This is a genomic window from Actinotalea endophytica (assembly GCF_025717005.1).
Taxonomy (GTDB): domain Bacteria; phylum Actinomycetota; class Actinomycetes; order Actinomycetales; family Cellulomonadaceae; genus Actinotalea.
Map to the genome: position 1 here is coordinate 71890 of NZ_JAOVZU010000001.1, position 26054 is coordinate 97943.

A 26054-nucleotide genomic window follows, 5' to 3' on the forward strand; every position below is an offset into this window, starting at 1 on the left:
TGGGGCGGCGTCACGAGGCGGTGTCCGCGGGCCGGTCACGCGCCTCGCGCAACATCTGGGTGATCTCCTCACCCCGCACCGGCCTCGCGAACAGGAAGCCCTGGGCGAGGTCGCAGCCCGCGACCCGCACGGCGTTGCGATCGTCCGTGGTCTCGACGCCCTCCGCGACCACGGTCAGACCCAGGCCGTGCGCGAGCAGCACGGTCGAGTGCACGATCCGGGTCGCCCGCGAGTCGCCGGCCATGCCGTGCACGAACGACCGGTCGATCTTGATCTCGTCGAGCGGGAGCTCGCGCAGGTACGTCAGCGAGCTGTAGCCGGTGCCGTAGTCGTCGATCGACACCCGGGCGCCGAGCGCCCGCGCGGCGAGCAGCGACGCACGGCCGGCGTCGCGGTCCTGCAGCAGCGACTCCTCGGTCACCTCGAGGTACAGCAGCCGGCCGGGCAGGTCGTGGCGCCCCAGGGCGTCGCGCACCTGGTCGCCGAAGTCGGCGCCCACCAGCGCCTCGGCCGGGACGTTCACCGCGACGGCGAGCTCGTGCCCGGCCTCCCGCCACGCGGCAGCCTGCGCCACGGCGAGATCGAGCACCTGCACGGTGAGCTGCCCCAGGTCGCCGGTCCGGGACAGCATGGGCAGGAACAGGCCGGGCATCATCAGCTCGCCGTCGTCGAGCCGCAGCCGCGCGAGCGCCTCGACGCCGACCAGCGAACCGGTGCGCAGCTCGACCTTCGGCTGGTAGTGCAGCACCAGCCCACCCGAGGTGAGCGCGGTCTGCACCCGGTCCTGCAGGCCCAGCTCGGCGACCGTGTGGGTGTCGAGGTCCTCGTCGTAGACCTTGAGCGCGTCACCCGAGGCCTTCGCCTGGTACATCGCGACGTCGGCGCGGCGCAGGAGCTCGTCCGGCTCCGTGCCGTGCTCGGGCAGGTGGACCAGGCCCCCGGCGGCCGAGGCGCGCACCACGACGTCGCCGAGGTCGTAGACCCCGGCGAGGGCCTCGAGCAGACGGCCCGCAGCACGTTCGCCGTCGGCCACGCTCGAGCGTCGCAGCAGCAGCGCGAACTCGTCCCCACCGATCCGCGCCACGACGTCCCGACCGCGGTCACCGCTGCGCGTCTCGCTGGCGAGCCGCCGCGCCACCAGCATCAGCAGCAGGTCGCCGGCGTGGTGGCCGAGGGTGTCGTTGACCTCCTTGAACCGGTTGAGGTCGAGCAGCACGACGCTGGCCGTGTCGCCCGAGCCCAGACATCGACGGATGGCCTCGTAGAAGCCTCGGCGGTTGACCAGTCCGGTGAGCTCGTCGGTGTGCGCCAGCCGGTGGCTGCCGGCGAGCGCCTCGGCCTCGATGAAGGCGAGCCCCATCCGGCCGAGCGCCAGGACCACGGCGGCGGCGGCGATCCACCGCGGCGCCGTGGGCGCGTCGTGGTCGAGGAGCACCACGAGCGCGAGCGCGGCACCGGCCAGCGGCACGAGCAGCACCGACACTCGCGACACCGTGCGCCGCTCGACCGGGACCGGCGTCCCGATGCTGGAGGCGTAGAGCGCGTACGCGACGATCCAGCCGGCGCTGAGGATCGTGCCCGACGGGATGACGCCGGTGTCGGCGACCTCGGTCAGGAAGAACGCGTTGGTCAGGACGAGCAGCGATGCACCCCCGAGGCGGCGCCACAGACCGGCCGGGACGCTGCCCCTGCGCATCGCGATCACCGCGACGATCAGCAGCAGGTGCGCGATGTTCGCGCCGACGTAGACCGCGTTGACGCCGACGTCGTCGGGGTTCGCCGCCCCGCTCTGCACGGCAGGGACCACGAAGGCGGCGACCGCCGCGGTGATCCCGGCCGAGCCGATCAGGATGTCGAAGACGAACGCCCGCCGGGCCGCCGGGGAGCGCCCGACGTGCCAGGCGAGCGACGCGAACGTGAGCGGGAAGCGCGCGATCCACAGCACGTCGGCGGCGCTGGGGTACGGCGGGTCCGGCATCGGCGCGAGCACGATCGCCCAGTAGAGCCACGCCGCGACGGCCAGCAGCAGACCGAGGGCGAAGAGCAGGTCGCCGGGGTTCGGCCACGCACGCAGCGCACGGACCGCACCGAGCAGCGCGAGGACGGTGAGCGCAGCGGCGAGGAGCAGGGCGTCGGTGGTCCCCGACGCGCCCGACGTGACCACGGCGTGCGCCGCGTAGGCGAGCCCGGCCGCGACCGAGAGCACGACGAGCACCCGGTGCACGAGTCGCAGGCCCGCCGAGTCGCTCACCACTCCTCCGTCACGTCCGGGCCCGAGCAGCGGGGGGCCGCCAGGCGGGGTCGATCACGTGCCGTCCCGATGCGAGGGTCAGCTCTCGTCGGTGTTGTCGGCGCGTGTCGGGCTCGACTTGATGCGCCGGACGGCGCACTTGCGGATGATTCCCGGCCCTCCTCCCGGCCGCCGACGCGGACGGCGGCGTCCGGGCGCCAGTCTTCCGTGCGCCGATCACGAGCGGAAGGGTCCCCCCCGCGCACCGGGTCCGCTGGTCAGCGGCCCAGCAGCGCGCGCACGTGGGCGACGATCCCGTCCGCGGCGGCCTCGATCTCGGCGAGGGTCTGCTCGAAGGCCTCCTGGGGGCCGTACCACGGGTCGTCGACGTCGAGCAGGTGCTCCGGGCCGCCCAGCGGCGCGGCCGGGTCGAACGAGCGGAGCATCCGGATGTCGGTCCCGTCGGTCGCGATCCGCCGCAGGGCGCCGGCGTGCCGGCTGGTCATCGCGAGCACCAGGTCTCGCCGGGCGAGCTCGTCGGCCTGCACCCGGCGGGCACGGTGGCCCGGCACCTGGTAGCCGTGCGCCGCGAGGGTCCGCCGAGCCCTGGGATCGATCGGGTTCCCGCTCTCCTCGTCGCTGACCCCGGTGGAGTCCACGGCCACCAGCTCGCCCAGCCCGGCCGCCTCGAAGCGGTCGCGCAGCACGACCTCGGCCATCGGGGAGCGGCAGATGTTGCCGGTGCACACGGTCATCACTCGGATCGTCACGGAGGCATTCTCCCGGCTGTGCCCGGCCGTCGCGCGCCACGCCGGGTCGCCCCGGGCATGGAACAGCCCGTGGGCTGCCGGAGTGACCGGCGTGCCGTGCTGGACGAGGCACGGCCCCCACGGGCTGCGGTGACTGCCTGGATCTCGCTGTCGCTCAGCGGGATCGGAGCAGGTCCGTCCGAAGCTACGGGCGACTAGCGGACAGTCACCTCACGCGTCCTGGAAGACTTCACTTCTGGACCACCTCCTTTCCCGTGTGCGGCGACGGTACGTCGCGCCGGGGACCCGAGGGAAGGGGTTTTTGCGCGATCGGCGGGGACGGCTCAGCGCCGGCGACTCACCTCACGCGCCGCCTGCTCACCCCGGGCGAGCCCGATCAGGACCCACACCAGGGCCCACACCGCACCGGCGACGAGCACGCCCGCGAGGAGTGCCGCGTCCCGGATCTGGACCGCCAGCAGGCCGGCTGCCACCGTCCCGATCGCCCCGATCCAGGTGGCCCCGAGGGCGGCACGGTGCGCCTCTCGCCACTGCCGCGGACCGGCGAGAGTCTCCTTGGTTCGCATCCCGGCCCAGCTGTTCGGCCCGAGGCGCCCGGCCGCCGCCTGCTGGACGACGACCGCCACCACGACCGCACCGGCGCCCAGGACGACCCCGACGAGGAGCGCCGCCAGGCGCAACGCGTCGGCCTCGCTCACGGGATCCTCCTCGACGGCCCGTTCGACAGATGTCCAGAAGGCTACGACGCACACGGCCGTCGGCGCAGGGGTCCGGTCACGTAGGGTCGTGCGGACGGAGGCACCATGGCACGCTCGACGAGGACCGGCGCGATCGCGCTCGCCTTGGTGACCGCACTCGCCGGCTGCACGGCACCTGCGCCGTCCGCGTCCGGGACCCCGACGGTCTCGAGCCCGCCGCCGAGCCCCGACCCGCTGGTCGCCGAGCTGCGTGCGCCGTCGGAACCGACCACGATCCTCGGCACGACGGGTGACGCCGCGGACGTCGCGGTGGCCGCGAGCCGCGCGCTGTACGTCAGCAGCCCGGTGGTGGTCCTCGCGCCGACCGGCGACACCGACGCCCAGGTGGGTGCCGCGTCGGCCGCGGTCGCGCTCGGTGCGCCGCTGCTCCTCGTGCCGCCGGCGGAGCCGGCAGCCGACGACGCCGCGGGGGCGGACCCCGGAGCATCGACCGCGCCCGCGTCGCCGAGCAGCGGGTCGACGGCTTCTGGGTCGACGGCTTCCGGGTCGACGGCTTCCGGGTCGACGGCTTCCGGGTCGACGGCTTCCGAGGGTGGCACCGGGTCCGCCGGTGCGACCCGCTCGGCCGACCCGACCACGACGCCGAGCACCACAGCGGCACCCGAGCCGGAGTGGCGGACCGAGGTGCGCCGGCTGGGTGCCGAGGTGGTGCTCGCGGTCGATCTGGACACCGCCGCGACCGGGGGCCTCGCGACCACGACCCGGACCGCGGAGTCCCTGCCGGACGCCCTCGGCCTCGTGGTCCACGAGTACCCCGAGGACGGCGTGCTCGACGCGGTGCGCACGCTGGACCGCGACGACCCCGTCGGCCTGCGGCCGGCCGCACCGACGTCCACGGCCGACCCGCCGAGCCCGGACGACGCCACCGGCTCGACCTCGTCGGCCGAGGCCCCCGAGTCGTCCGACACCTCCGGGTCCGCCGACCCCAGCGGATCCGCCGACCCGAGCGGATCGACGAGCACCGCGGGGTCGGCGAGCAGCGCCGCGACCTCGTCCCCCGCGGCGTCGCCGAGCCCGTCCGAGGCGCTGGACCTGCCACCGCTCGAGCTCCCCGACCCCGTCGTCGACACGGTGCTCCTGGTCGACGGCGACCCGTCGACCCTCGCAGCGGTGGCGACGGCGCGCTCGGCCGGCGTGGCGGTCGCGGTCACCGGAGCCGACCCCCGCGCCACTGCGGCCGACGTCGAGGCGGTGTCCGCGATCACCGGACCGGACACCGCGGTGCTCGCGGCCGGCCCGGCCTTCGGCACCTACGGCTCCGCCCGCGGGCTCGACTGGCGCGTTCGCACCGCGGCGACCGGCGTCCAGCTGCCCGGCGGCGGACAGGTCGTCTTCCCGGGACGGCGGATCGTCGCCCTGTACGGCTCGCCCGGCATCCCCGCGCTCGGCCTGCTCGGCGAGCAGGACCTGCCCGGTGCGGTGGACCGCGCGCAGGCACTCGCCGACACCTACGGCGACCTCAGCCCGGACACCTTCGTCCCCGGCTTCGAGATCATCGCGACGATCGCCGCGGCCGACGCCGGACCGGACGGCAACTACTCCGACGAGCGCACGGTGGCCGATCTGCTCCCGTGGGTCGAGCAGGCCGAGGCCGACGGCGTGTACGTGATCCTCGACCTGCAACCGGGCCGCACGGACTTCCTGACCCAGGCCAAGGCGTACGAGGAGCTCCTGCGCCATCCCGGCGTGGGTCTCGCGCTCGACCCGGAGTGGCGGCTCGAGCCCGACCAGGTGCACCTGCGCCAGATCGGATCGGTGCACGTCTCGGAGATCAACGCGGTCGCCGACTGGCTGGCGGCGCTGACCCGGGACAACCGGCTCCCGCAGAAGGTCTTCGTGCTCCACCAGTTCGCCGGCCGGATGATCCAGGACCGTCAGGCCCTCGAGACCCACCCCGAGCTCGCCACGGTGATCCACGTGGACGGTCAGGGCACCCAACCCGGCAAGGCGGGCACCTGGGCGACGCTGCGCCGCGACGCGCCGGCGGGTGTGTGGTGGGGCTGGAAGAACTTCCTCGACGAGGACCTGCCGATGCTCACCGAGGAGCAGACGCTGCAGGTCGAGCCCGTCCCGGAGCTCATCACCTACCAGTAGCCGCCGGACCCGGACGGCGGGCGCGGTCCTCGGACCGCGCGACGAACCAGGTCAGGCCGCGGGCTGCGTCGGGACGCACCCGGCGGTGGCGAGCTGGCCGGCCATGGCGGCCCAACGGGCCAGCACGGTGGGCGGGACGACGAAGTCGTCGAGGGAACCGGTGACGTTCTCGAACGAGGGCTGGTACCTCGTGAAACCCTGCTCCGGCATGGCGTTCCTCCGTTCGGTAGCCCGGCTGACCTCTGGGGTCCCGTGGCTTTGCGTCCCCGCCTCGCGACGGGTTTGCCTTTCTCGCTGACCACCTCAGGCTAGCCGCGCGGCCCACGGCACACCGGTCCGAGGCATCGGACCACCCGAACGGCGCACGTTCTTCACCCGCACGTGTCTCCCGCGTTCACCCGGGCGGCGCAACGCGGTTCGACCCGCCCTACCCCTCACATCCCGCTGCGGCCGGACGATCGGTTGGCTGCCACCGAGAGGAGACGAGTGGACGCCGTCACCGCGATCCAGCAGCGCATCGTGCAGATCCAGTCCCGGATCGCCGAGCTCGATCCGTCGCGCGCCGGCACGCTCACGGCGGCGGCCTCCGCGACGTCGACGTCCTCGCCGTCCGCGTCCGCCCTCGCCTTCGGCCAGGTGCTCGGCTCGGTGCAGGCGGCCGACGCGACCGCGGACGTCGGGTACGGCGCCGCCCTCGTGAACGCCGACAACGTGCCCTACGAGCTGGTCGGCTACGGCAACGGCAAGATCCCGTCGTCGGCGCTGTCCACGATCTCCGGGACGTCGCACGAGCTGTGGGCGCCGGCCGCCCGCTCGTTCGAGGCGATGCGCGACGCCGCCGCCCGCGACGGCGTGACCATCGGGATCACGGACTCGTACCGCAGCTACGACGCCCAGGTCGACGTGGCAGCCCGGAAGGGGCTGTACAGCCAGGGTGGCCTCGCGGCCGTGCCGGGCACGAGCAACCACGGCTGGGGCATGGCCCTCGACCTGAAGCTCGACGACAGCGCGCAGGCGTGGATCCGCGAGCACGGCGGCGAGTACGGGTTCGTCGAGGCCGTGCCGCGCGAGCCCTGGCACTGGGAGTACCACCCCTCCAACTGACCTTGCGCCGCCCCCGGGCGCGCCGCGAGGATCAGGTCCCATGTCACCCGAGTTCTGGCTGACCACGCTCGTCGTGGTGGCGATCCCGGGCACGGGGGCGATCTACACGCTGTCCACCGGGCTGTCCCGCGGCGCGCGCGCCGCCGTCGTGGCGGCGTTCGGATGCACGCTCGGCATCGTGCCGCACATGGTCGCCGCCATCACCGGGCTCGCGGCCCTGCTGCACGCCAGCGGCGTCGCGTTCAGCGTGGTGAAGTACCTCGGGGTCGCCTACCTCCTGTGGCTGGCGTGGCAGACCTGGCGGGACACCGGAACGCTCGAGGTCCGCACCGAGCAGCAGCCCCGGGCGCCCTGGCGGGTGATCGCGAACGGGGTCGCGATCAACCTGCTCAACCCGAAGCTCACGATCTTCTTCTTCGCGTTCCTGCCGCAGTTCGTCCCGACCGGCACCGACGGTGCGGTGCTGCGGATGCTCGCGCTGTCGGGGGTCTTCATGGCCGTCACGTTCGTGGTGTTCGGCCTGTACGGGCTGTTCGCCGGCGCGGTACGCACCCACGTGGTCTCGCGGCCCGCGGTCGTTCGCCGGGCCAGGCGGACGTTCGCCGTCGGCTTCGCGGCCATGGCCGGCCGGCTGGCGTTCGCCGAGCGCTGAGGCGCACCGCCGGGCCCGCCCGGAGCTGAACCCGCCAGGGCCGATCCGTCAGAGCGCGAGGACCGAGACCCGCCCCTTGCCGTAGCCGCTCACGTCCAGCTCCATGTCCAGGCGCCGCACGAACGCCAGCACCCACTTCTGCACGTCCGCGGGCAAGGTCTCCTCGGGCTTGTACGACTCGAAGAGCTTCACGTGCGGCGCGCCCTCGTGGTTGAACAGCGACGCCGCGACGTTGAGCACCTCGAAGATGTTCTCCAGGAGGTTCTCCGACAGCGCCTGGTTCGCCACGGCCTTCTCGGCCTGGGGCAGCGGGAGGAGCGCGATCGCCGCACCGGCGTACGCCGCGAGGGCCAGGTCGATGATCAGGATCGCGCGCAGGGACCCCTTGTCGTCGGTGAAGACGCCGACGACCGCACCCGGGGCCTCGGCCGGGTTGACGGCGCCGGTCCCGAGTGTGGCCTCGACCTCGCGACCGAGCAGCCCCTCGAGGAGCTCGCGGACGTCGACGGCGGAGGGGAGGGGGGAAGCGGTCATGGTGGGGGTGCTCATCAGAACCTCACGCGAGGAACGGGTCGATCGTGTCGCGGAACGTGTCCGCGGTGAACGGCTTGGCGATCAGGAACAGCGCGCCGGCCTCGTCCGCCTGGTCGCGCATCTCGGGCGAGCCCTCGGACGTGACGAAGCCGAGCGGGATGTCCATGCCGCTCGCCCGCATGGCGCGCAGCATCTCGATCCCGGTCATCTCCGGCATGTTCCAGTCGGACAGCACGAGGTCGGGGTCCAGGTCCTTGGCGAGCTGCAGGGACTCGGCGCCGTCGGACGCCTCGGTGATGTCCCAGTCGTAGCCGGCCTGGCGCAGGGTACGGATGACGATCTGCCGCATCACACGGCTGTCGTCGGCAACTACCACCCTCATCGGGCACCTCCCGGGCGGGTCAGGCGCGCCACCGCGCGCATCATCGTGATCCAGATCGTCGTCACGGCAGGCTCCACAGCGAGATCGCCAACGGCCGCCCGCGCCAGATGAACTGCGCGTCGTGCAGCAGCTCGGCCTGGTCGGTCGGCGGCAGCGGGGACACCTGCGGCAGGGTCAGCGGGCCCGGGTCGGGCACCAGCGACTTGATGTTGCCGCCGACGACGTTCGCGATCTCGCCGAACGCGTCGACGAAGTCGGCGTCCGACACCGGCTCGTCGTCGTCCATCGCGAGCAGCGCGCGGGTCAGCAGCATCGCCGTCTCGTGCTCGGTCGCGAGCAGCACCCGGCCCGGGTGGTCGCCGTGCACGTCGACCCAGGCGTAGGTCGCGTCGGCGGGGACCTCGAACGGCTCGAAGGCCGGGATCAGCCCACCGGGCTCGCCGTCGATCATCGCGCTGAAGACCTCGTCCGCGATCGCGAAAACGGTCTCGGCGAAGACCCCCATGTCGATTGACGCGCTCATACCGTCTCCTCGTATCCGACCAGCCCGAGCAGCTGGAGCTTGTCCTTGATCGCGTCCGGCGTGAACGGCTTGATGAGGTACTCGTGCGCACCCGCGGCGAGGGCCTTGACGATCTGGCCGTGCTCGCTCTCGGTGGTCACCATCATCAGCGTCACGTCCCGGAACGCGGGGTTGGCCCGTGCCGCGACCACGAACTCGTAGCCCGTCATCACCGGCATGTTCCAGTCGATGCACGCGAGGTCGACCTCCGTGCCGGACTCGAGGACGTCGAGCGCCTGGCGCCCGTCCTCGGCCTCCACCGTGTCGAACTCGAGCGCCTTCAGCGCTGCTACGACGATCCTGCGCATGGTGCGCGAGTCGTCGATCACCAGTGCTCTCATGCTGCCCTCCCGGCCGCGAGCCGATACACGGATCCCTTGCCGTGACTGACCCGTTCCCACCTGTCGTCGATGCCGATCGTGGTCTCCGCCGCGCCGAGGAAGAGATAGCCCCCGGGGCGGAGCACCTGGCGGATCCTGTTCAGGACGTCCCGCTTGGTCGCCAGGTCGAAGTAGATGAGCACGTTCCGCAGGAACACCACGTCGAACGGTCCACCGCTCGGCGGGGCGTCCAGCAGGTTGTGCTTGGTGAAGGTCGCCGCCGAGCGCAGGGCGGGGGCGACCTCCCAGTCGGCGCCCGAGCGCTGGAAGTACTTGACCAGCAGCGGCGCCGGCAACCCGCGGTTGATCTCGAGCTGGTTGTACCGGCCGGTCCGGGCGCGGTCGACCATCTGCTGGTTGAGGTCGGTGCCGAGCACCTGCAGCCGGCGCGCGGTCACGAGGTCCTCGAGCACCATCAGGATCGAGTACGGCTCCTGCCCGCTGGAGCACGCCGCCGACCAGATCCGCAGCCCCGACCCCATCGGCCGGTCGGCCAGGAGCTCGGGGACCAGGTGGTCCTTGAGCGTGGTGAACGGCTGCGAGTCACGGAACCACGAGGTCTCGTTGGTGGTCAGCGCCTCGACCACGGCCTCGATCACCGACGGCGCACCCGCCTGGCGGACGCCGCGCACGTAGGCGTCGACGTCCGTGACGCCGGCGGCCCGCGCCAGCGGGAGGAGCCGACTCTCGACCAGGTACTCCTTGCCGGCCTCCAGCTGGATCGCGCTGCGCTTGCGCACCAGGTCGGAGACCCAGGAGAAGGTGTCGATCGCGAGCGTCATCGACGGCCTCCTGCGGGGATCGGATCGGCGGTGGTCACGGCGCGCTGCACGGCACCGGCAACCTCCGCGATGGGCAGCACGGCGTGGGCCAGACCCGCGCCGGTCACGGCGCCCGGCATGCCCCAGACCACGCTGGTGGCCTCGTCCTGCGCGAACACCGTGCCGCCGGCGTCCACGACGGCCTTGGACCCGAGCTTCCCGTCGGAGCCCATGCCGGTCAGGACGACCGCCAGCAGGTCGCCGCCGTAGACCGCGACCGCGCTGCGGAAGAGCACGTCGACGGCCGGGCGGCAGAAGTTCACCGGCGGCTCGTGCTGCAGGTGGGTGCGACCACCGGCGGCCGACCGCCGCACCTCGAGGTGCTGGTCCCCCGGCGCCACGTAGATCGTGCCGGCCTCGAGCTCCTGCCCGTCGCTCGCCTCGACGACCTTGTTGGGACCGAGCCGGTCCAGCCGTGCCGCGAGCTGCGTGGTGAAGACCGGTGGCATGTGCTGGACGACCAGGACCGGCACCGGCAGCGGCCCGCTGAAGGCGGCGATCACGTTGGACAGCGCCTCGGGGCCACCGGTCGACGAGCCGATCACGACGGCCCGCGGACGACGGCCGTTCGCCTCGCGCTTGCGCACGACGACGGGCCGCGGCCCGGGTGCCTGGGCAGGCGCCGACGCCGGCGCACCGGGCGTCCGAGGGCGGGCCGGCACCGGCCGCGACCGCATGACGAACGCCTTGATCCGCGGGATCAGGTCGTTGGCGACCCGGGCCATGGACTCCTGGACGCTGCCCACGTTCGCAGGCTTCGTCACGTAGTCCGTGGCGCCGGCCGCGAGCGCGTCGAGCGTCGCGACCGCGCCGCGCTCGGTGAGCGTCGAGAACATGATGATCGGCATCTTGTGGCCGGCCTGGCGCAAGGCCCGGACCGCCTCGATCCCGGTCATCACCGGCATCTCGATGTCCATCGTCACGACGTCCGGCGCGAGCTGCTCCACCTTGCCGAGCGCGATCTGGCCGTTCGCCGCGACCCCGACCACCTCGATGTCCCGGTCCGAGGACAGGGCATCGGTGACCAGGCGGCGGATGACGACGGAGTCGTCCACCACCAGCACCTTGATGCGACTCACGGGAGCCTCCTCGTCGCGCGGGCGTACCGCGTTCGGTTCGTGTCGGATCGACCCGGTCTGGGGGGGATCGGCCCGGTATGGATCAGATCGGCCTGGACGGCCGGCTTGTGAGCGGTCGTGGACCGCCGGTAGGTACGTCCTGCGCCGGGTCAGACCCGGAACGCCGAGATGCGTGCCTGCAGATCGGCGGACATCGAGGCGAGGCTCTGGGTCGCAGCCTGAAGGTCGACGAGCACCTGGCTCGCCTCCGAGGCCGCGCTGGCCACACCGGTGATGTTGCTCGCGATCTCGCCCGTTCCGGAGGCCGCGTCGGCGACGCCACGGGACATCTCGTTGGTGGTCGCGGTCTGCTCCTCCACCGCCGAGGCGATGGTCAGCTGGTAGTTGTTGACCTGGGCGATGATCGTGCTGATCCGCTCGATCGCGGCGACCGCCTCGGTGGTGTCGCCCTGGATCGCCTCGACCCGCTTGGCGATGTCCTCGGTGGCCTTGGCGGTCTCCTGGGCGAGCTCCTTGACCTCGCCGGCGACCACCGCGAAGCCCTTGCCGGCCTCGCCGGCGCGGGCGGCCTCGATCGTCGCGTTCAGCGCGAGCAGGTTGGTCTGCTCGGCGATCTGCGTGATCACCTTGACCACGTTGCCGATCTCGACCGAGCTGGCACCGAGTCGGGCGACCGACGCGGTGGTCTCCTCCGCGACACCGGTGGCCTGCGCGGCGACCTTCGCGGCCTCGTTCGCGTTCTGCGCGATCTCCCGGATGGATGCGCCCATCTCCTCCGCGCCGGCCGCGACCGCGGCCACGTTGCGGGACACCTCGCCGGCCGCCGACGCGACCACGCCGGCCTGCGCCGAGGTCTGCTCGGAGCCCGCAGCGACGTCGGTCTGCGCGAGCGACATCTGCTCGGAGGTCCCGGCGATCACGACGCTCACCTCGGAGACCTTGGACAGCGTCTCGCGCAGCGCACGCTGGGCGGTGCGCAGCGCCTCGGCCATCCGGCCGAGCTCGTTGCGTCCCTCGAACGCCGGCTCGACCGTGAGGTCGCCGGATGCCATCGACTCGAGCGACGCCTGCATCTGGCCCATGCCCCGGCGCAGCGCGGCGACCAGCAGCAGGCCGATCGCGGTGATCACCGCGAGCATGGCCACCAGGCCGGTCACGAGCACCCACAGCGCGGTCGTCCCGGCGCTGTCCGCCTCGGCGGCGAGGCCGTTCGAGATGTCGATGACGTGCTGCTCGGACGCGTCCAGGGCGTCCACGTACTCACCCTTGACCGGGTCCGCCTGGGCCGCCATGGCCTCCTCGAAGCCCACGCGGTCGTCGGCCAGCGCGAGCGGCACGAGCACGTCGTCGCGGACCTGGGTCCAGTGCGTCCACGCTGCGGTGAACGTGTCCCACTCCTCCGGGCGGAGGTCGCCGACGGCGGCCGCCTCGACCTGGGCGATCTGGCCCGCGATCTCGGCGTCGTTCTCGACCTGAGACTCGAGCCACGACTGCTTGGACTCGTCGGTCGGGGCACCCGCGATCTGCGCGATGATCATGCGTGCCTTGAGCTGGTTCTGGTGCACCAGCTGCATCGGCATGAACAGGTCCGCCTGCGTGGACGCGAGCTCATGGGCTTCGCGGGTGATGGACTGCACCGCCCACGCCATGGTGCCGCCGACCGCGGCGGCGGCCAGGGCGACGACGGCGAGCAGGGTGAGGATCTGGGTACGCACGCTCAGGTCGTGCAGGGGGTTCACGCGACGGCGGGTGCCGGACATCGGGGGCTCCTGGGGGTTTGGCAGGGGGAGGTGTGATCAGGCGGCTTGGGCGATCGCGCGCTCGACGTCGAGCGCGAGCAGCAGACCGGTGGGCAGCTTGTAGGCGCCGACGATGAACTCGCGCAGCGTGGGGTCGAGGGTGTCCGGCGGGGTCTCGAACTGGGACTCGTCGACGTCGACGACGTCGCCCACCTCGTCGACCAGCAGGGAGACCGGCTCCCCGTCGACCTGGACGACGACCATCATCGGCTCGTCGTCCTCGGTCAGGGTGGTCAGGCCCAGCCGGTGGCGCAGGTCGACGCTCAGCACGACCTCGCCGCGCAGGTTCACCAGACCGGCGACCCCGGCGGGGGCCAGCGGGACCGGCGTGCGCGTCTGGAATCGCAGCGACTCCTGCACCAGGAGCACGTCGACGCCGTAGTGGGCGCCGCCGAGCATGAAGGTCGCCAGCTGTCGGCTCATCTCACACCTCCACGAGGTCGAGCACGGCGGCCGCCTCGTCGTCGAAGAACATGGGGTCGGCCGCGGCCACCGCGGCCCGGACGTCGAGCAGCTCGGTCACGCGGTCCTTGAGGACGGTCGAGCCGACCAGGCCGAGGTCGCCGAGCTCGCTGTGCGCCGCGGCGGCGTCGTCGACGATGTCGACGATCTCGTCGACCACGATCGCGACCGCGCGCTCGCCGCGGCTGTAGACCACGACCACGATCTCGTCGCGGACGTCGGCCATCGAGCCGAGCACCCGGTCGAGCCGGACCACCGGGGTGATCGAGCCGCGGTACTGCATGACCTCACGGCTGCCGACGTGCTCGAGCACGGTGAGCGGCAGTCGCTCGAGCCGCGTGACCGCGGACAGCGGGATCGCCACCCGGCGCCCGTCGCCGATCCCGGCGACCAGAACCTGCTCGACCTCGGACTTCGCCGCGGCCTCCTCGGCCGCCGAGCGGCGTGCCTGCTCGACGCTCTCCGAGGTGAGGCTGCGGCGCGCCAGACCCTGGATGTCCAGGATCAGCGCGACCTGGCCGTCGCCCATGAGGGTCGCGCCGGCGTACAGGCCGATGGACTTCAGCCTGGCCGACAGCGGCTTGACCACGATCTCCTCGGTGTTCAGGACGCGGTCGACCAGCAGCCCGAAGCGAACGGTGTCGGTCTGCAGCACCGCGATCGTGGCGCGCGCGGCGTCCCGCTCGGGGCGACCGAACACCTCACGCAGGTCCACCAGCGGGAGCAGGTCGCCGCGCAGCCGGTACACCGGTGCGGAGCGCACGTACTCCACGCCCCCGTGGTCGGCGGTGACGTCCAGCGCCACCAGCTCGAGCAGGCTGACCTGCGGGATCGCGTAGGTCTGGCGGTCGCACTCGACGGTGACCGCCGGCATGATCGCCAGGGTCAGCGGGATCCGCAGCCGCCAGGTGGTGCCGATGCCGACGTTGGACTCGACGTCCACCGCGCCACCGATCGCCTCGATCTTGGTGCGCACGACGTCCATGCCCACGCCCCGGCCGGACACGTTGGTCACGGCCTTCGCGGTCGAGAACCCGGGCAGGAACAGCAGCTGGAGCAGGTCGGCCGGCGCCATGACCTCGACCTGGGCGGGGGTCCGAAGACCCTTCTCGACGGCCTTCGCCGCGACGACCTCGGGGTCGATGCCGCTGCCGTCGTCGGTCACCTCGACGACCACCTGGCCACCGGCGTGGTAGGCACGCAACGACAGCAGGCCCTGGGCGGGCTTGCCGGCGGCGGTCCGGTCGGCCGGCGCCTCGATCCCGTGGTCGACGGCGTTGCGGATCAGGTGGGTCAGCGGGTCCTTGATGGCCTCGAGCAGGCTGCGGTCGAGCTCGGTGTCGCCACCGACCATCTCCAGGCGCACCTGGCGCCCGCACGCGGCGGCGAGGTCGCGGACCATCCGCGGCACCTTCGACCAGACGTGCTCGATGGGCTGCATGCGCGTCTTCATGACGCCCTCCTGCAGCTCCGAGGCGATCAGGCTGAGGCGCTGCGAGGCGCGCGCGAGGTCGACGTCTCCCTCGTTCGCCAGCCGCGCGATCGCGTTGCGGGCCAGGACGAGCTCGCTGACCTGACGCATCAGCGCGTCGAGCAGGTCGACGTCCACCCGGATCGAGGTGTCCGCGGCGCTGCGCACCGTGGTCTCGGCGCTCTCGCTCGGGGGCGTGGTGGGCTCGCTCGGCTCGTGCGGGTGCGGGACCTCGGCGGCACGGGTCGCCGCGGGCGACTCGGCAGGGCGTTCAGGCACGACGGGCTCCTCGGGCGACGGGGGGACGGGCTGGTCGGCGAGCACGGCGACGGACGCCGACCCGACCGGCTCGGGCGGCTCGCTCGCAGCGGTGCGAGCGGCGGCGCGCTTCGGGGTGATCTTGCGGCCGCGGGGGGCGGCGGTCTTCTTCGCGGCGGCCTCGGCGACCGGCTTCGCGACGGCCTCTGCGGGAACCTCGGCCGCCTCGGCCGCCGGCTCCTCCACGGGCTGGTCCGCCTGGTCCTCCGCGACGGCCTGCTCGGGCTCGGCGGCAGGCTCCTCCACCGGCTCCGGCGCGGTGGCCGGCTCGGCGGCCGCGGCGACCTCGCCGGCGAGCACCGCCTCGAGGTGCGCGACGACGGGGGTGACGTCGGCATCCCCTTCGGTGCCGCTGCGCTCGATCTGCCGGAGCAGGTCACGCACGGTGTCGACCATGCGCAGCAGCACGTCGGTGGTGGGCTGGTCCATCGAGCGCCGGCCGTCGCGCAGCTCGACGAGCAGGTTCTCGCCGACGTGCGTGAGGCTCTCGAGCTTCGAGAAGGCGAGGAAGCCGCTCGTGCCCTTGATCGTGTGGATGGTCCGGAACACGCTGCTCAGCAGCTCGCGCGAGCCGGGCGCGCTCTCCAGCGCGACCAGGTCCGAGTCGAGCTGGTCGAGGTTCTCGTGGCTCTCCACCAGGAACTCGTGGACGATCTCGTCCAGGTCCTCCACGTCCGCCTCCCAGGGACAAGCCGGTGACAGCGTGTCTGTCACTCGGTTGCTCTGATCGGTCGGGGGTCGTGCTATGTGAGGGGTCGTCCCAGCGCGTCAGCCGGGTGATTCCGGGTCGACAGGGCGGATCTGCGGGATTTTCACCCGCGGCGCGAGCGGAGCGACTCCTCCCGTGGCGCCTGCGCCGGCCTGGACCTTCGGGCTCAGCCCTCGGTGGTGGGCGGGCGCAGCGCGCGCAGCGACTCGACGGTCGCTTCGTCGTCGCCCGACGCGGCGGCCTCCTCGTTGGCCTTCTTCACCGCTTCGAGGACCTCGGCCCGGTTCACCCGGACCGACTTGGGCGCGTCGATGCCGATCCGGACGCCGTCGCTGCGCACGTCGATCACGGTGATGACGATGTCGTCACCGATGATCAGGCGCTCGCCCACGCGACGCGACAGAACCAGCATGCACGCGAGACTATCCGCTCAGGTCGCCGCAGTCGCCGCAGGTCCGCGGATCAGTCCCAGCGCGCGTCGTCGGCCAGGCGCTCGCTGAGCAGCGCCGCCCACACCACCGGCGACACGGGGAGGCCGTCCAGCCAGCCGACCGGGACCCCGAGGTTCAGCACCGTGCCGGGCGACTGGGCCACCATGGTGCTGTTCGCGGCGACGGCGTCGAAGGGCCGGCGAGCGCCGACCGCACGTAGCCAGCGCCGCAGCTCCACGCCGCGCAGGCGGGCGTCGAGCGCGGCCCAGGCCTCGTCCGGGTCCAGGGCGTGCAGCAGCAGGGCTGCCGCGGCGGTGGCCCCGACCCCGAGCGCGACGATCGTGGGGGCGTCCTCGGTCACCCGGGACCTGACCCGCCCGGCCGCGGCCGTGGTCAGCACGCGCCGCCCGTGCCCGGGCAGGGCGTCGACGTCGCCGGCCAGCACGACGTCGTGCCCGTCGAGCCCGGCCCGGTGGGCCATCGCGACCGCGGTGCGCACGGCGAGGTCGGCCGGTCCGGCCACGACCACCAGCCGGCCGGGGGCGACCTGCGCGTCCGCGGGCCGGTCGAAGCCGCGCACCACGCGGGACAACGGGACGTCCTGGTCCTCGAACCCGGCGAGCAGCCGGATCGGCACACCGAGCTCGAGCAGGGCGGCGACGCTCGCACCGTCCGGTCCGGCCGGACGGACCGGCGAGCCGGGCTCCGGCTCGGCCGCCACGGGTTCGGCCGGGACCACCGGGGGCGTGGCCGGTGCCGGCGCGACCGCGGGCTCGGCAGGGACCACCTCCGCAGCTGCGAACGGATCACCGTCGGCCGGGGCCACCGGGGCAGGCTCGCCGGACGCGGTGAAGGACCGCGGGGTCGCCGGGAACCAGGCCGGCGCGGTCGCGGGCACGTCCGGCTCGGCACCGTCGGACGCCGCAGCGGTCGACCCTGCCTCCGCCGCCACAGCGCTGGGTCCGCCCGCGGTGATCTGCTGGACCGACGCGAGCACCTGCGCGAACGAGTCGCCGTCCGTCGAGACCTGCGGCGTGCGGTCGAGCTCGTCCGCGGCCGCGAGCAGCGCCTCGATGCCGACCGGCTCGGACAGCTGCCCGCCCGGCCGTGGCCCCTCGCCCTCGGGCGCCGGCCGGGTGCGCGCGGGGCGTGGCCCGGGCCGGTCCGGCAGCTCGACGGTGAGCTCGTAGTGCTCGCGGGCGAAGAACCCCGCGATCCCGCCGGTGCGCACGCGCTCGGCGCGCACGATCTTCGCGTCCGGACCCATCTCGTCGCGGACGCGCAGCATCAAGGCACGCAGATCCTGCCCGTCAAGCAGCAATCGCGTGGGCATCGGTCACTACACCTACCGTCTCGATCTGCAGCCCCGCACCCGTCACCTCGCTGTAGGACAGCACAGGGAGGGCGGGAAGCGACAGGACCACGGTACGGCGCAGCGGGGCCCGCAGAGTGGGAGCACACACCAGCACGACCTGGTGTCCCCCGGCCTCGGCCTCGGCGACCCTGCGGCGCAGCGACGTCAGCAGGCCGTCCATCCGGGTCGGCTCGAGGAGCAGCTGGGCACCGCCCTCGGCCGGTCGGATCGCCTCGACCAGGGCGTGCTCGAGCGCCGGGTCGAGGGTGAGGACCCGCAGGACGCCGTTGTTCGCGTACGGCACCGCCAGGGCGGGGCCGAGCCCGCCGCGCGCCGCCTCGACCAGGCCCTCGGGGTCCGTGGAGGTCTTGGCCCGCAGGGTCAGCGCCTCGAAGATCCGGCCGAGGTCGCGGACCGCGACCCGCTCGGCGAGCAGCCCCTGCAGCACGCGCTGCACCTCGCCCAGCGACAGCAGGCCGGGCACGAGCTCGTCGACGACGGCGGGGTTGACCGCCTTGACGCCCTCGACGAGCACCCGGACGTCCTCGCGGGACAGCAGGCGTGGGGCGTTCGCGTCGATGATCGCGCCGAGGTGCGTGATGAGCACCGAGACCCGGTCCACCACGGTCGCCCCGAGCAGCTCGGCGGAGTGCCGCAGCTCGGCCGGGATCCACTTGCCGGCCAGGCCGAACACCGGCTCGACCACGGCCGCACCGCTGAGCCCGCCGAGGTCGTCACCGAGGGCGAGCAGGCGACCCGCGGGTGCCTCGCCGCGACCGACCTCGACCCCGGAGATCTTCACCACGTAGGTCGAGCGGGGCAGGTCCACCGAGTCGCGGGTGCGCACCGGGGGCACCACGATGCCGAGCTCGAGGGCGATCTTGCGGCGCAGGCCGCGGACCCGGGCGAGCAGGTCGGCGTCGCCACCGCTGCCGACCAGGTCCACCAGGTCCGGCGCGAGCAGGATCTCCAGCGCCGGGACCCGCATCTGCTCGATCAGGGCCTCCGGGGTGTCGGCGTTCGCGGGCGCCGCGACCTCGGTGCCCTGCGCGGTCTGCGCCGCGGCCTCGTCGCGCGCCTGGGACGCCTTGATCCGCTGCGCGACCACCAGCAGCAGGGTGCCGACCAGCATGAACGGGAGCTTCGGCATACCCGGCACGAGCGCGAGGCCGATCGCCGCGCTGCCCGCGATGAGCAGCGCCGTGCGCGACTGGGTGAGCTGGGTGCTCGCCGCGGTGCCCATGTCCGCCTCGGCGGTGGCCCGCGTGACGATCAGACCGGTGCTGACCGACATCAGCAGCGCCGGGATCTGCGAGACCAGGCCGTCGCCGACGGTGAGCAGGCTGAAGCGGTTGATCGCGTCGCCGGCCGACATGCCCATCTGCAGCATGCCCACCGCGAACCCGCCGAGCAGGTTGATGACCGTGATGATGATGCCGGCGATCGCGTCGCCCTTGACGAACTTCGAACCACCGTCCATCGCACCGTAGAAGTCGGCCTCCGCGGCGACCTCGCGGCGGCGACGGCGCGCCTCGTCCTCGTCGATCAGGCCCGAGTTCAGGTCCGCGTCGATCGCCATCTGCTTGCCGGGCATCGCGTCGAGGGTGAACCGCGCGCCGACCTCGGCGACGCGTCCGGCACCGTTGGTGATCACGGCGAACTGGATGACCACCAGGATCAGGAAGATCACCAGGCCGATCACCAGGGACCCGCCGACCACGTAGTGCCCGAAGGCGTCGATCACGTTGCCCGCGTAGCCGTCCCGCAGCACCAGCCGGGTCGAGGCGACGTTGAGGCCGAGCCGGAACAGGGTGAGCACGAGCAGCAGCGACGGGAAGACCGAGAAGTCCAGCGGCTTCTTCACGTACATGCTGGTGAGCAGCACGACGAGGGACAGCGCGATGTTCGTCACGATGAGCACGTCGAGCACCGCCGCGGGCAGCGGCACGACGAGCAGCAGGACGACGCCGACCACACCGGCCGGGACGGCCAGCTGGGTGAGGTTGGTCTTCATCGGGTCTCCTCGGTCGGGGCGTTCGCGTCCGGGTGGGTCGGGCCGGTCGGGTGGGCGGCGGGCGGCTCGGGTCTCATGCGGCCACCTCCTCGATCCGGGTCGGTCCGTGCGGCGACTTGTGCACGCCGGTCGCGGCGCCGCGGCGGCGCAGCGCCATCACGAAGGCGAGGATCTTGGCGACCGCGACGTACAGGTGCGCCGGGATCTCCTGACCGAGCTCGCACGCCTTGTGCAGCGCGCGGGCCAACGGCACGTCCTCGACCATCGGTACGCGCTTGTCCGCGGCGACCTTGCGGATCCGGGCCGCGACGTGCCCGGCGCCCTTGGCCACGACGCGCGGCGCACCCTTGCCGGGCTCGTAGCGCAGCGCGACCGCGACGTGCGTCGGGTTGACCAGGACGACGTCCGCGTCGGCGACCTCGGCGATCATCCGGTTGCGGCTCATCGCGAGCTGGCGGGACCGGATCTGGCCCTTGACCAGCGGGTCGCCCTCGGACTGCTTGTGCTCGTCGCGGATCTCCTTCTTGGTCATCCGCGTCTTCTTGCGGTTGCGGCGCACCACCACGACGACGTCGAAGGCCGCGAGCGCGAGGCCCGCGATCACGGCGGTGCGGACCAGGCCGGAGACCCCTTGCCCGGCCGTGGCGAGGACCGCGGACAGCGAGTGCGAGCCGGAGCCGAGCATCATCGGCACCATGCCCTGGACCACGGTCCACAGCACCACGCCGATCGCGGCGGTCTTCAGCGCGGCCTTCGCGCCCTGCCACAGCGACTGCATGCCGAAGACCCGCTTGACGCCCTTGGCGATGTTGAACTGCTCGAGGCGCGGCTTGAGCCGCTTGGCGGACACGTGGATCCCGCCCTGCAGCGCGCTGCCGGCGATCGCGGCCAGCACCACGGCGCCGAGCAGCGGCGCGAGGGTGCGCAGCACCGAGCCGAGACCGTCCTCCAGGGCGGACACCGCGAGTGCCGGGTCGGGGTTCGCGATGACGGCGCGCACCGCGGAGAGCTGCTCGGCGCCGGCGCGCGAGCCGGCCGCGGCCACCATCGGCAGCATGAAGGCACCGACGCCCACGCCGAGCCAGGCCGAGAGGTCCTGCGACTTCTGCAGCGCCCCGTCGCGCCGCAGCTCCTTCATCCGCTTCGGTGTGGCCTTCTCGGTGCGCTCGCCGCTGTCGCTCATCGGGCCACCCCCAGCATCGCGGTGACGCTCTCGTCGGTGAGCGCCGCGACCACGCTCGGCAGGGCGAGATAGGCGGTCACCCCGAGCACGAGGGTGAGCAGGATCTTCAGCGGGAAGCCGAGCGCGAACGCGTTCAGGGCGGGTGCGACCCGGGTCAGCAGGCCCAGGCCGACGTCGGCGAGGAACAGCACGGCGATCAGCGGTCCGGCGATCTGCAGCGCGGCCACGAACATCTGCGACAGGCCGGTGGTCAGGGTGTGCGCGAGCGCCGCGAGGTCGAGATCGGCGCCGAGCGGCAGGGCGTCGAACGACCGGGCGAGGCCGCCGATCACCACCTGGTACGCGTCGGAGGCGAACAGCAGCACGATCGCGGTGAGCTGGTACAGCCGGCTCCACTGCGCACCATTCGTCATCGACATCGGGTCGAACGCGGACGCGAGCTGGAAGCCGCCGAACATGTCGATCGCCGCGCCGGCGGACTGCACGGCGGCGAACACCAGGTAGACCACGAAGCCCAGCGCCAGCCCGACCAGCACCTGGAGCAGCAGGTCCCCGAGGAACGTCGCCGTGCCCGACGCGATGGACTGCCCGACGCCGAGCCCGGCCTCCGCGCTGGCCTTCGCGGCACGCGGCGCGACCGCGAGCCCGAGCCCGCCCGCGAGCATCGCCTTGACCGTGCCCGGGATCGCCCGGTTGGCGAACGGCGGCGCGATGATCAGGAAGGCCGCGATGCGCACACCGGTGAGCATCACGACCTCGATCGTGGCGAGCGGGAACACGAGCTGCACCGGTCAGCCCCCCAGCAGCGTGGGGATCCGGCCGAACAGCTCGGTCGTGAAGGACACCGTCTCGCTGATCATCCAGTGCCCGGCGACCAGCAGCGCGACGGCGACCGCGATCGCCTTCGGCACGAACGAGAGCGTGACCTCCTGCACCTGCGTGATCGACTGCAGCAGCGAGACCGCGAAGCCGACCACGAGGGCCGTGATGAGGATCGGGGCGCCCAGCTTGCCCGCGAGCAGCAGGGCCTGCAGGCCGATGTCGAGAACCGCGTTGGTGTCCATCAGCCGAAGCTCCCGAGCAGCGCGGTGACGATCAGGCCCCACCCGTCCACCAGCACGAAGAGCAGCAGCTTGAACGGCAGGGACACCATCACCGGCGGCAGCATCATCATGCCCATGCTCATCAGCGACGCCGACACCACCAGGTCGATGACCAGGAACGGTACGAAGATCACGAAGCCGATGAGGAAGGCCGAGCGCAGCTCGGACAGCATGAACGCCGGCACCAGGGTGGACATCTCCACGGTCTCCGGCGACTCCGGGTTCGGCCGGTCCGCGGCCCGCGTCATCAGGGCGATGTCCGACTCGCGGGTCTGGCCGAGCATGAACTCGCGCAGCGGGCCCTCGCCGACGTCGACGGCCTCGGTGAAGGTCATCTCGCCGTGCAGGTACGGCTGCACGGCGGTCTCGTTGATGTCGCTGACCACCGGGGCCATCACGAACAGGGAGAGGAACAGCGCCAGGCCCGCGATCACCTGGTTGGGCGGCACGCCCTGCAGCCCGAGCGCGTTCCGGGTCAGCGCGAGGACCACGAAGATCTTGGTGAACCCGGTCATCATCAGCAGGAGCGACGGCGCGACCGAGAGCAGCGTGATGGTCAGCAGCACGATGACCGGGCTGCTCGGCGTCCCGTCGACACCGTTGATGTCGAGCGTCACGGTCGGGCCCGGGTCGGTCGGCGAGGCCGGGTCGGTCGGGGCCGTGGGGTCGCCCGGCGAGGCCGCGGTGGGGACCTGCGCGACGACGCCCGCGGTCGCGACCTCGGCGGGCTCGGCAGCGTAGGCGACCGACGTCCCGAGGACGGCGAAGGCGAGGCCGAGCAGCGCGACGAGACCAGCCACCACGAGCAGGCGGTGGCCGCCACGACGCACGGCGTCAGGACGCTCGGACGGAGCGACCGGCTGGGCAGTCAACGACGAATGGTCCGTTCCTGCACCGCAACCACCGCCTGGCGCCACGTGGCGACGTCCAGGATCGATCCCTCGAGGGGGCTGCGGGGCGTGGGGACCGCGGGCGTCCGTGCCGCGGGGGTCGACGGGGGGGTGGGGGTCGAGCGAACAGTCGTGGGGCGGGCCGCTGTGGAGCGGACCGGGGTGGGGCGGGTCGCCGCGGCGCGGGCCGGGGCGGCGACGGCCACGTCCGCGAGGGCGTCCGTGTCGAGGCCGACCAGGTCGGCGAGCTCGGCCGGGTCGATCTCGGTGCGGTCGGCCGTGGGCTCCGGGTCCGGGGCGGCGAGCTCGGTGAGCAGGGACACGCCCTGCTCGGTCACCCCGAGCAGCAGGCGACGACCCTCGACCTCGACCACGGCGACGCCTGAGCGGCGCCCGAGGCTCTGCCGGCCGACCACCGTCACGCTGGCCTGACGCGTGCGCGCGCGAGAGCCGGCCGTGCGGCGGGCGATCCACCACAGCAGGCCGAGCACCACGGCGAGCGACAGCAGGACCCGCAGGCCCAGCACGACGGAGGAGGTGTCCATGGACGTCAGGCGGTCTCGGCGACGATCTCGGTGATCCGGATGCCGTAGTCCTCGTCGATCACGACGACCTCGCCGCGTGCGACCAGGCGCCCGTTGACCACCACGTCGGCCGGTGCGCCGGCGGCGCGGTCCAGCTCGAGGATCGTGCCCGGGACCAGGTCGAGCACCTGCCGGACCGGGAGCTTGGTGCGCCCGATCTCCGCGGTGAGCGTCATCTCGACGTCGTGCAGCAGGCGGAGCCCGTAGTCCGCGCCGCGCACGATGGTCGGCGCGGGGGCCTCCTCGTCGTCGCCCTGCCGCTGCTTCGGCACCTCGGGCACCTGCGGACGGATCCGCAGGCCGAACCACGCGACGGCCGTGCCGAGCGTGTCGACCAGGGCGAACGTGCGCACGTCCTCGGTGAGCAGCACGTCGGCCACCGGTGCCTCGACCGCGTCGTCCAGCACGCCCGTGCCGAGCGTCCGCCCTGCGGCCTCGAGCGCCGGGCGCACCGCGTCGGCGAGGGTCAGGCCCGCGGCCCCGGCGATCGCCTGCGCGACGGCCTCCCCGGCCACCGCGACGAGGTCCGCGCTCGTGGCCCCGACGAAGCCGACCCGGACCGACGCGGCGTCGGGCGCCGGCATGCCTGCGCCGGCGGCGTCCACCAGCTCCAGCGGCACCGGCGACGGCAACGTGGTCGCAAAGGCGAGCGCCGCAGCGCGGGCGGTCTCCACGTCGGTGGTCGTTGCGGACATCGATGCTCCTCGGACTCGTGCTCGTTCAGGCGGTGGTGACGACGAGGCAGGCCAGACGCTTGCCGTTGCTGCCGATGGCGGCCTTCGCCAGGACCACGTCGTCGACGACGACGTCGAGTGGCTGGTCGGACCGGTGACGCAGGCCGATGACGTCCCCGACGGCGAGCTCGCCGATCTCGTTCGGCGTGACCGTCAGCGGGGCGAACCGCACCGAGACCGGCACCGGCACCTCGCGGACCTGGGCGGACAGGGCGCGCACGGCGACGGCGTGCGCCCGCACGTCCTCGGCGGTGCGGCTGTCGGTGCCGTCGCTGTCCCGCAGCGCGGACAGCACGGACTCGGCGGGAAGCATGAGGGTCGCCTTCTCGGCGTGCCCACCGATCTCGATGTTGAAGCTCGCGACGAGCACCGCGTCCGACGCGGGTGCGGCCTGGACGAACTGCGGCGCGTACTGCACCGACTTGATCGACAGCTCGAGCGGCGCGACGGACGTGAACGCGTAGGACAGCTCGTGCAGCGCGTGCCGCAGCAGGTCACGCAGCAGCTGCCACTCGATCTCGGTCAGCTCGCGGTCGGGCAGGCCGAGCGGCTGGCCCGGACCGCCGAGCAGGTAGTCGACCAGCACCATCGCGGCGTCGACCGGCATCTGCAGCACGGCGGTGGCCCGCACGGGCTCCACCGAGCACAGCACCATGAGGCTGGTCGGGGGCAACGGGCGGACGTACTCGTCGTAGGTGCGCAGCTCGAGCCGTTCGAGGGCGACCTGCGCGACCTCGCGGGTCCGGGACGTGAGCAGCGTGCCCCACTGCCGCGAGAAGGTCTCCAGCGCCACCTCGAGGACCCGGGCGTGCTCGCGCGCGAGCGTCATCGGGCGCCGGAAGTCGTAGAGCTCCGGGTCGGCCGAGCGCTGACGGCGCGTCGCGGCTGGGGCGGGTGTCACGGGCTGCCCATCGGCCGGGCGCTCAGGGGCATGAGAGATCGGCGGGAGCAGATGTGCGCGGGGCGCGCTTTCACCCGTCGGGTTCACCCGGGACGGCCTGGCGGCCGCCCGGTGCTCGGACCCGGGCGTCGTGCCCGGTGGCGGGCCCGGGCCTCCTGCCCGGGACTTCGGACCGGACCGGCGTCCGATCGGGGCCGGTCCGTGGTGCTACTGCAGCGTCACGGCAGTGTCACTGCGTGACGAAGTCGGTGAAGTAGACGTCCATCACCTCGCCCTCGTAGGCCTCCTCGAGCTCGGAGAGCAGCTCGGCCTTGAGGTCGGCGCGGCTCGTGAGGTCGTTGACCTCGTCGACCGGCCTCTGCGAGAACAGGTCGATCGCGAGGTCCAGCGCCCGGGCGGTGTCGGGGTCCTCCGTGACGTCCGAGGTGAGCTGCAGCGCGAAGCCCAGGCGCAGGTAGTGACCGCCGGCGAGGTTGATGCTCACCGAGTCGACCACGAGCACGGCACCCGGCTTCGGGGCCGGCGTCTCCGCCGCGGCCGTCGCTCCGTCGGCGGTCGCCGCGTCGGACGGCGCGAGGAAGAAGTAGTACCCCCCGGCCGCCACCGCGAGGCCGAGCACCGCACCGAGCAGGAGCAGCTTCTTCTTGCTCCGCTTCTTCGGGGCGACCTCCTCCGCGGCCTCCGCGCCCACGGCCGCGCCCTTGGCGCCGATCTTCCTCTTGTCGGACACGACCC

27 protein-coding genes and 1 riboswitch are annotated in these 26054 nt (G+C 73.0%); of the genes, 3 read left to right on the forward strand and 24 right to left on the reverse strand.

What is annotated here, in order from left to right:
• Positions 1-10 precede the first annotated feature (10 nt).
• The 3 genes from OEB99_RS00370 to OEB99_RS00380 all read right to left on the reverse strand — a co-directional run bounded on the left by OEB99_RS00370 (position 11) and on the right by OEB99_RS00380 (position 3698).
• Complete coding sequence (locus OEB99_RS00370) at positions 11-2251, reverse strand: putative bifunctional diguanylate cyclase/phosphodiesterase (protein ID WP_263507595.1); 2241 nt, start codon at positions 2249-2251, stop codon at positions 11-13.
• Between the two features lie 257 nt (positions 2252-2508).
• The gene (locus OEB99_RS00375) at positions 2509-3000 is read right to left on the reverse strand and encodes a low molecular weight protein-tyrosine-phosphatase (RefSeq protein ID WP_263507597.1); all 492 of its coding nucleotides are present in this window, start codon (positions 2998-3000) and stop codon (positions 2509-2511) included.
• Positions 3001-3323: 323 nt separating this feature from the next.
• Entirely contained in the window at positions 3324-3698 is a 375-nt protein-coding gene (locus OEB99_RS00380) for an SdpI family protein (RefSeq protein WP_263507598.1), read from the reverse strand.
• Positions 3699-3803: 105 nt separating this feature from the next.
• Here OEB99_RS00380 and OEB99_RS00385 point away from each other — a divergent pair, with 105 nt between their 5' ends.
• Positions 3804-5852: a hypothetical protein gene (locus OEB99_RS00385; RefSeq protein ID WP_263507599.1), complete on the forward strand. Its 2049-nt coding sequence runs from the start codon at positions 3804-3806 to the stop codon at positions 5850-5852.
• A 51-nt stretch (positions 5853-5903) separates the two neighbouring features.
• Here OEB99_RS00385 and OEB99_RS00390 read toward each other — a convergent pair whose 3' ends face one another.
• Positions 5904-6062 (reverse strand): hypothetical protein, encoded by a 159-nt coding sequence (locus OEB99_RS00390; RefSeq protein WP_263507600.1) that lies wholly within the window; start codon positions 6060-6062, stop codon positions 5904-5906.
• Positions 6063-6074: 12 nt separating this feature from the next.
• Positions 6075-6149, reverse strand: a riboswitch (cyclic di-GMP riboswitch).
• Positions 6150-6338: 189 nt separating this feature from the next.
• Here OEB99_RS00390 and OEB99_RS00395 point away from each other — a divergent pair.
• Entirely contained in the window at positions 6339-6956 is a 618-nt protein-coding gene (locus OEB99_RS00395) for a M15 family metallopeptidase (RefSeq protein WP_263507601.1), read from the forward strand.
• Between the two features lie 40 nt (positions 6957-6996).
• Positions 6997-7608, forward strand: a complete 612-nt coding sequence (locus OEB99_RS00400; protein WP_263507603.1) for a LysE family translocator — start codon at positions 6997-6999, stop codon at positions 7606-7608.
• Positions 7609-7656: 48 nt separating this feature from the next.
• Here the strand turns inward: OEB99_RS00400 and OEB99_RS00405 are convergent, their stop codons facing one another.
• The 20 genes from OEB99_RS00405 to OEB99_RS00500 all read right to left on the reverse strand — a co-directional run bounded on the left by OEB99_RS00405 (position 7657) and on the right by OEB99_RS00500 (position 26049).
• Positions 7657-8157: a hypothetical protein gene (locus OEB99_RS00405; RefSeq protein ID WP_263507604.1), complete on the reverse strand. Its 501-nt coding sequence runs from the start codon at positions 8155-8157 to the stop codon at positions 7657-7659.
• A 7-nt stretch (positions 8158-8164) separates the two neighbouring features.
• On the reverse strand, positions 8165-8524 hold the full coding sequence (locus tag OEB99_RS00410) for a response regulator (protein ID WP_263507605.1): 360 nt from the start codon (positions 8522-8524) through the stop codon (positions 8165-8167).
• A gap of 61 nt (positions 8525-8585) precedes the next feature.
• Positions 8586-9047: a chemotaxis protein CheX gene (locus OEB99_RS00415; protein ID WP_263507607.1), complete on the reverse strand. Its 462-nt coding sequence runs from the start codon at positions 9045-9047 to the stop codon at positions 8586-8588.
• Complete coding sequence (locus OEB99_RS00420) at positions 9044-9427, reverse strand: response regulator (RefSeq protein WP_263507608.1); 384 nt, start codon at positions 9425-9427, stop codon at positions 9044-9046. The genes OEB99_RS00415 and OEB99_RS00420 overlap by 4 nt, the downstream gene beginning before the upstream one ends.
• Positions 9424-10248 carry a CheR family methyltransferase gene (locus tag OEB99_RS00425; protein WP_263507610.1) on the reverse strand — a complete coding sequence of 275 codons (825 nt, stop codon included), beginning with the start codon at positions 10246-10248 and terminating at the stop codon, positions 9424-9426. The genes OEB99_RS00420 and OEB99_RS00425 overlap by 4 nt, the downstream gene beginning before the upstream one ends.
• Complete coding sequence (locus OEB99_RS00430) at positions 10245-11366, reverse strand: protein-glutamate methylesterase/protein-glutamine glutaminase (protein WP_263507612.1); 1122 nt, start codon at positions 11364-11366, stop codon at positions 10245-10247. Before OEB99_RS00430 ends, OEB99_RS00425 begins: the two co-directional genes overlap by 4 nt.
• Positions 11367-11515: 149 nt before the next feature.
• Entirely contained in the window at positions 11516-13126 is a 1611-nt protein-coding gene (locus tag OEB99_RS00435) for a methyl-accepting chemotaxis protein (RefSeq protein WP_263507614.1), read from the reverse strand.
• Between the two features lie 36 nt (positions 13127-13162).
• Positions 13163-13588 carry a chemotaxis protein CheW gene (locus tag OEB99_RS00440; RefSeq protein WP_263507616.1) on the reverse strand — a complete coding sequence of 142 codons (426 nt, stop codon included), beginning with the start codon at positions 13586-13588 and terminating at the stop codon, positions 13163-13165.
• A gap of 1 nt (position 13589) precedes the next feature.
• A complete protein-coding gene (locus tag OEB99_RS00445) occupies positions 13590-16088 on the reverse strand; it encodes a chemotaxis protein CheA (RefSeq protein ID WP_263507617.1) in 2499 nt (832 codons plus the stop codon).
• 203 nt (positions 16089-16291) lie between these two features.
• Positions 16292-16537 carry a carbon storage regulator CsrA gene (csrA, locus tag OEB99_RS00450; RefSeq protein ID WP_263507618.1) on the reverse strand — a complete coding sequence of 82 codons (246 nt, stop codon included), beginning with the start codon at positions 16535-16537 and terminating at the stop codon, positions 16292-16294.
• 50 nt (positions 16538-16587) lie between these two features.
• Positions 16588-17889: a hypothetical protein gene (locus OEB99_RS00455; RefSeq protein ID WP_263507620.1), complete on the reverse strand. Its 1302-nt coding sequence runs from the start codon at positions 17887-17889 to the stop codon at positions 16588-16590.
• A complete protein-coding gene (locus OEB99_RS00460; protein WP_263507621.1) occupies positions 17867-19924 on the reverse strand; it encodes a flagellar biosynthesis protein FlhA in 2058 nt (685 codons plus the stop codon). The genes OEB99_RS00455 and OEB99_RS00460 overlap by 23 nt, the downstream gene beginning before the upstream one ends.
• Positions 19925-19997: 73 nt before the next feature.
• On the reverse strand, positions 19998-21107 hold the full coding sequence (locus tag OEB99_RS00465; protein WP_263507622.1) for an EscU/YscU/HrcU family type III secretion system export apparatus switch protein: 1110 nt from the start codon (positions 21105-21107) through the stop codon (positions 19998-20000).
• Entirely contained in the window at positions 21104-21895 is a 792-nt protein-coding gene (locus OEB99_RS00470; RefSeq protein WP_318011379.1) for a flagellar biosynthetic protein FliR, read from the reverse strand. Before OEB99_RS00470 ends, OEB99_RS00465 begins: the two co-directional genes overlap by 4 nt.
• 3 nt (positions 21896-21898) lie before the next feature.
• Positions 21899-22171, reverse strand: coding sequence for a flagellar biosynthetic protein FliQ (locus OEB99_RS00475; protein WP_263507624.1), 273 nt, complete (start codon positions 22169-22171; stop codon positions 21899-21901).
• On the reverse strand, positions 22171-23082 hold the full coding sequence (gene fliP, locus OEB99_RS00480) for a flagellar type III secretion system pore protein FliP (protein WP_263507626.1): 912 nt from the start codon (positions 23080-23082) through the stop codon (positions 22171-22173). The genes OEB99_RS00475 and fliP overlap by 1 nt, the downstream gene beginning before the upstream one ends.
• Positions 23079-23645, reverse strand: coding sequence for a flagellar biosynthetic protein FliO (gene fliO, locus OEB99_RS00485; protein ID WP_263507627.1), 567 nt, complete (start codon positions 23643-23645; stop codon positions 23079-23081). The genes fliP and fliO overlap by 4 nt, the downstream gene beginning before the upstream one ends.
• Positions 23646-23650: 5 nt before the next feature.
• A complete protein-coding gene (gene fliN / locus OEB99_RS00490; protein WP_263507628.1) occupies positions 23651-24379 on the reverse strand; it encodes a flagellar motor switch protein FliN in 729 nt (242 codons plus the stop codon).
• A gap of 25 nt (positions 24380-24404) precedes the next feature.
• Positions 24405-25319, reverse strand: a complete 915-nt coding sequence (locus OEB99_RS00495) for a flagellar motor switch protein FliM (RefSeq protein ID WP_263507629.1) — start codon at positions 25317-25319, stop codon at positions 24405-24407.
• 229 nt (positions 25320-25548) lie between these two features.
• Positions 25549-26049 carry a flagellar basal body-associated FliL family protein gene (locus OEB99_RS00500; RefSeq protein WP_263507630.1) on the reverse strand — a complete coding sequence of 167 codons (501 nt, stop codon included), beginning with the start codon at positions 26047-26049 and terminating at the stop codon, positions 25549-25551.
• Positions 26050-26054 lie beyond the last annotated feature (5 nt).

What these genes read in the sequence shown, in the direction of transcription:
- OEB99_RS00385 (WP_263507599.1), top strand. Translation starts at nt 3,804, where the DNA reads ATGGCACGCTCGACGAGGACCGGCGCGATCGCGCTCGCCTTGGTGACC.
- OEB99_RS00390 (WP_263507600.1), bottom strand. Translation starts at nt 6,062, where the DNA reads ATGCCGGAGCAGGGTTTCACGAGGTACCAGCCCTCGTTCGAGAACGTC.
- OEB99_RS00400 (WP_263507603.1), top strand. Translation starts at nt 6,997, where the DNA reads ATGTCACCCGAGTTCTGGCTGACCACGCTCGTCGTGGTGGCGATCCCG.
- OEB99_RS00405 (WP_263507604.1), bottom strand. Translation starts at nt 8,157, where the DNA reads ATGAGCACCCCCACCATGACCGCTTCCCCCCTCCCCTCCGCCGTCGAC.
- OEB99_RS00410 (WP_263507605.1), bottom strand. Translation starts at nt 8,524, where the DNA reads ATGAGGGTGGTAGTTGCCGACGACAGCCGTGTGATGCGGCAGATCGTC.
- OEB99_RS00415 (WP_263507607.1), bottom strand. Translation starts at nt 9,047, where the DNA reads ATGAGCGCGTCAATCGACATGGGGGTCTTCGCCGAGACCGTTTTCGCG.
- OEB99_RS00420 (WP_263507608.1), bottom strand. Translation starts at nt 9,427, where the DNA reads ATGAGAGCACTGGTGATCGACGACTCGCGCACCATGCGCAGGATCGTC.
- OEB99_RS00425 (WP_263507610.1), bottom strand. Translation starts at nt 10,248, where the DNA reads ATGACGCTCGCGATCGACACCTTCTCCTGGGTCTCCGACCTGGTGCGC.
- OEB99_RS00435 (WP_263507614.1), bottom strand. Translation starts at nt 13,126, where the DNA reads ATGTCCGGCACCCGCCGTCGCGTGAACCCCCTGCACGACCTGAGCGTG.
- OEB99_RS00440 (WP_263507616.1), bottom strand. Translation starts at nt 13,588, where the DNA reads ATGAGCCGACAGCTGGCGACCTTCATGCTCGGCGGCGCCCACTACGGC.
- csrA (WP_263507618.1), bottom strand. Translation starts at nt 16,537, where the DNA reads ATGCTGGTTCTGTCGCGTCGCGTGGGCGAGCGCCTGATCATCGGTGAC.
- OEB99_RS00455 (WP_263507620.1), bottom strand. Translation starts at nt 17,889, where the DNA reads ATGCCCACGCGATTGCTGCTTGACGGGCAGGATCTGCGTGCCTTGATG.
- OEB99_RS00460 (WP_263507621.1), bottom strand. Translation starts at nt 19,924, where the DNA reads ATGAAGACCAACCTCACCCAGCTGGCCGTCCCGGCCGGTGTGGTCGGC.
- OEB99_RS00465 (WP_263507622.1), bottom strand. Translation starts at nt 21,107, where the DNA reads ATGAGCGACAGCGGCGAGCGCACCGAGAAGGCCACACCGAAGCGGATG.
- OEB99_RS00475 (WP_263507624.1), bottom strand. Translation starts at nt 22,171, where the DNA reads ATGGACACCAACGCGGTTCTCGACATCGGCCTGCAGGCCCTGCTGCTC.
- fliO (WP_263507627.1), bottom strand. Translation starts at nt 23,645, where the DNA reads ATGGACACCTCCTCCGTCGTGCTGGGCCTGCGGGTCCTGCTGTCGCTC.
- fliN (WP_263507628.1), bottom strand. Translation starts at nt 24,379, where the DNA reads ATGTCCGCAACGACCACCGACGTGGAGACCGCCCGCGCTGCGGCGCTC.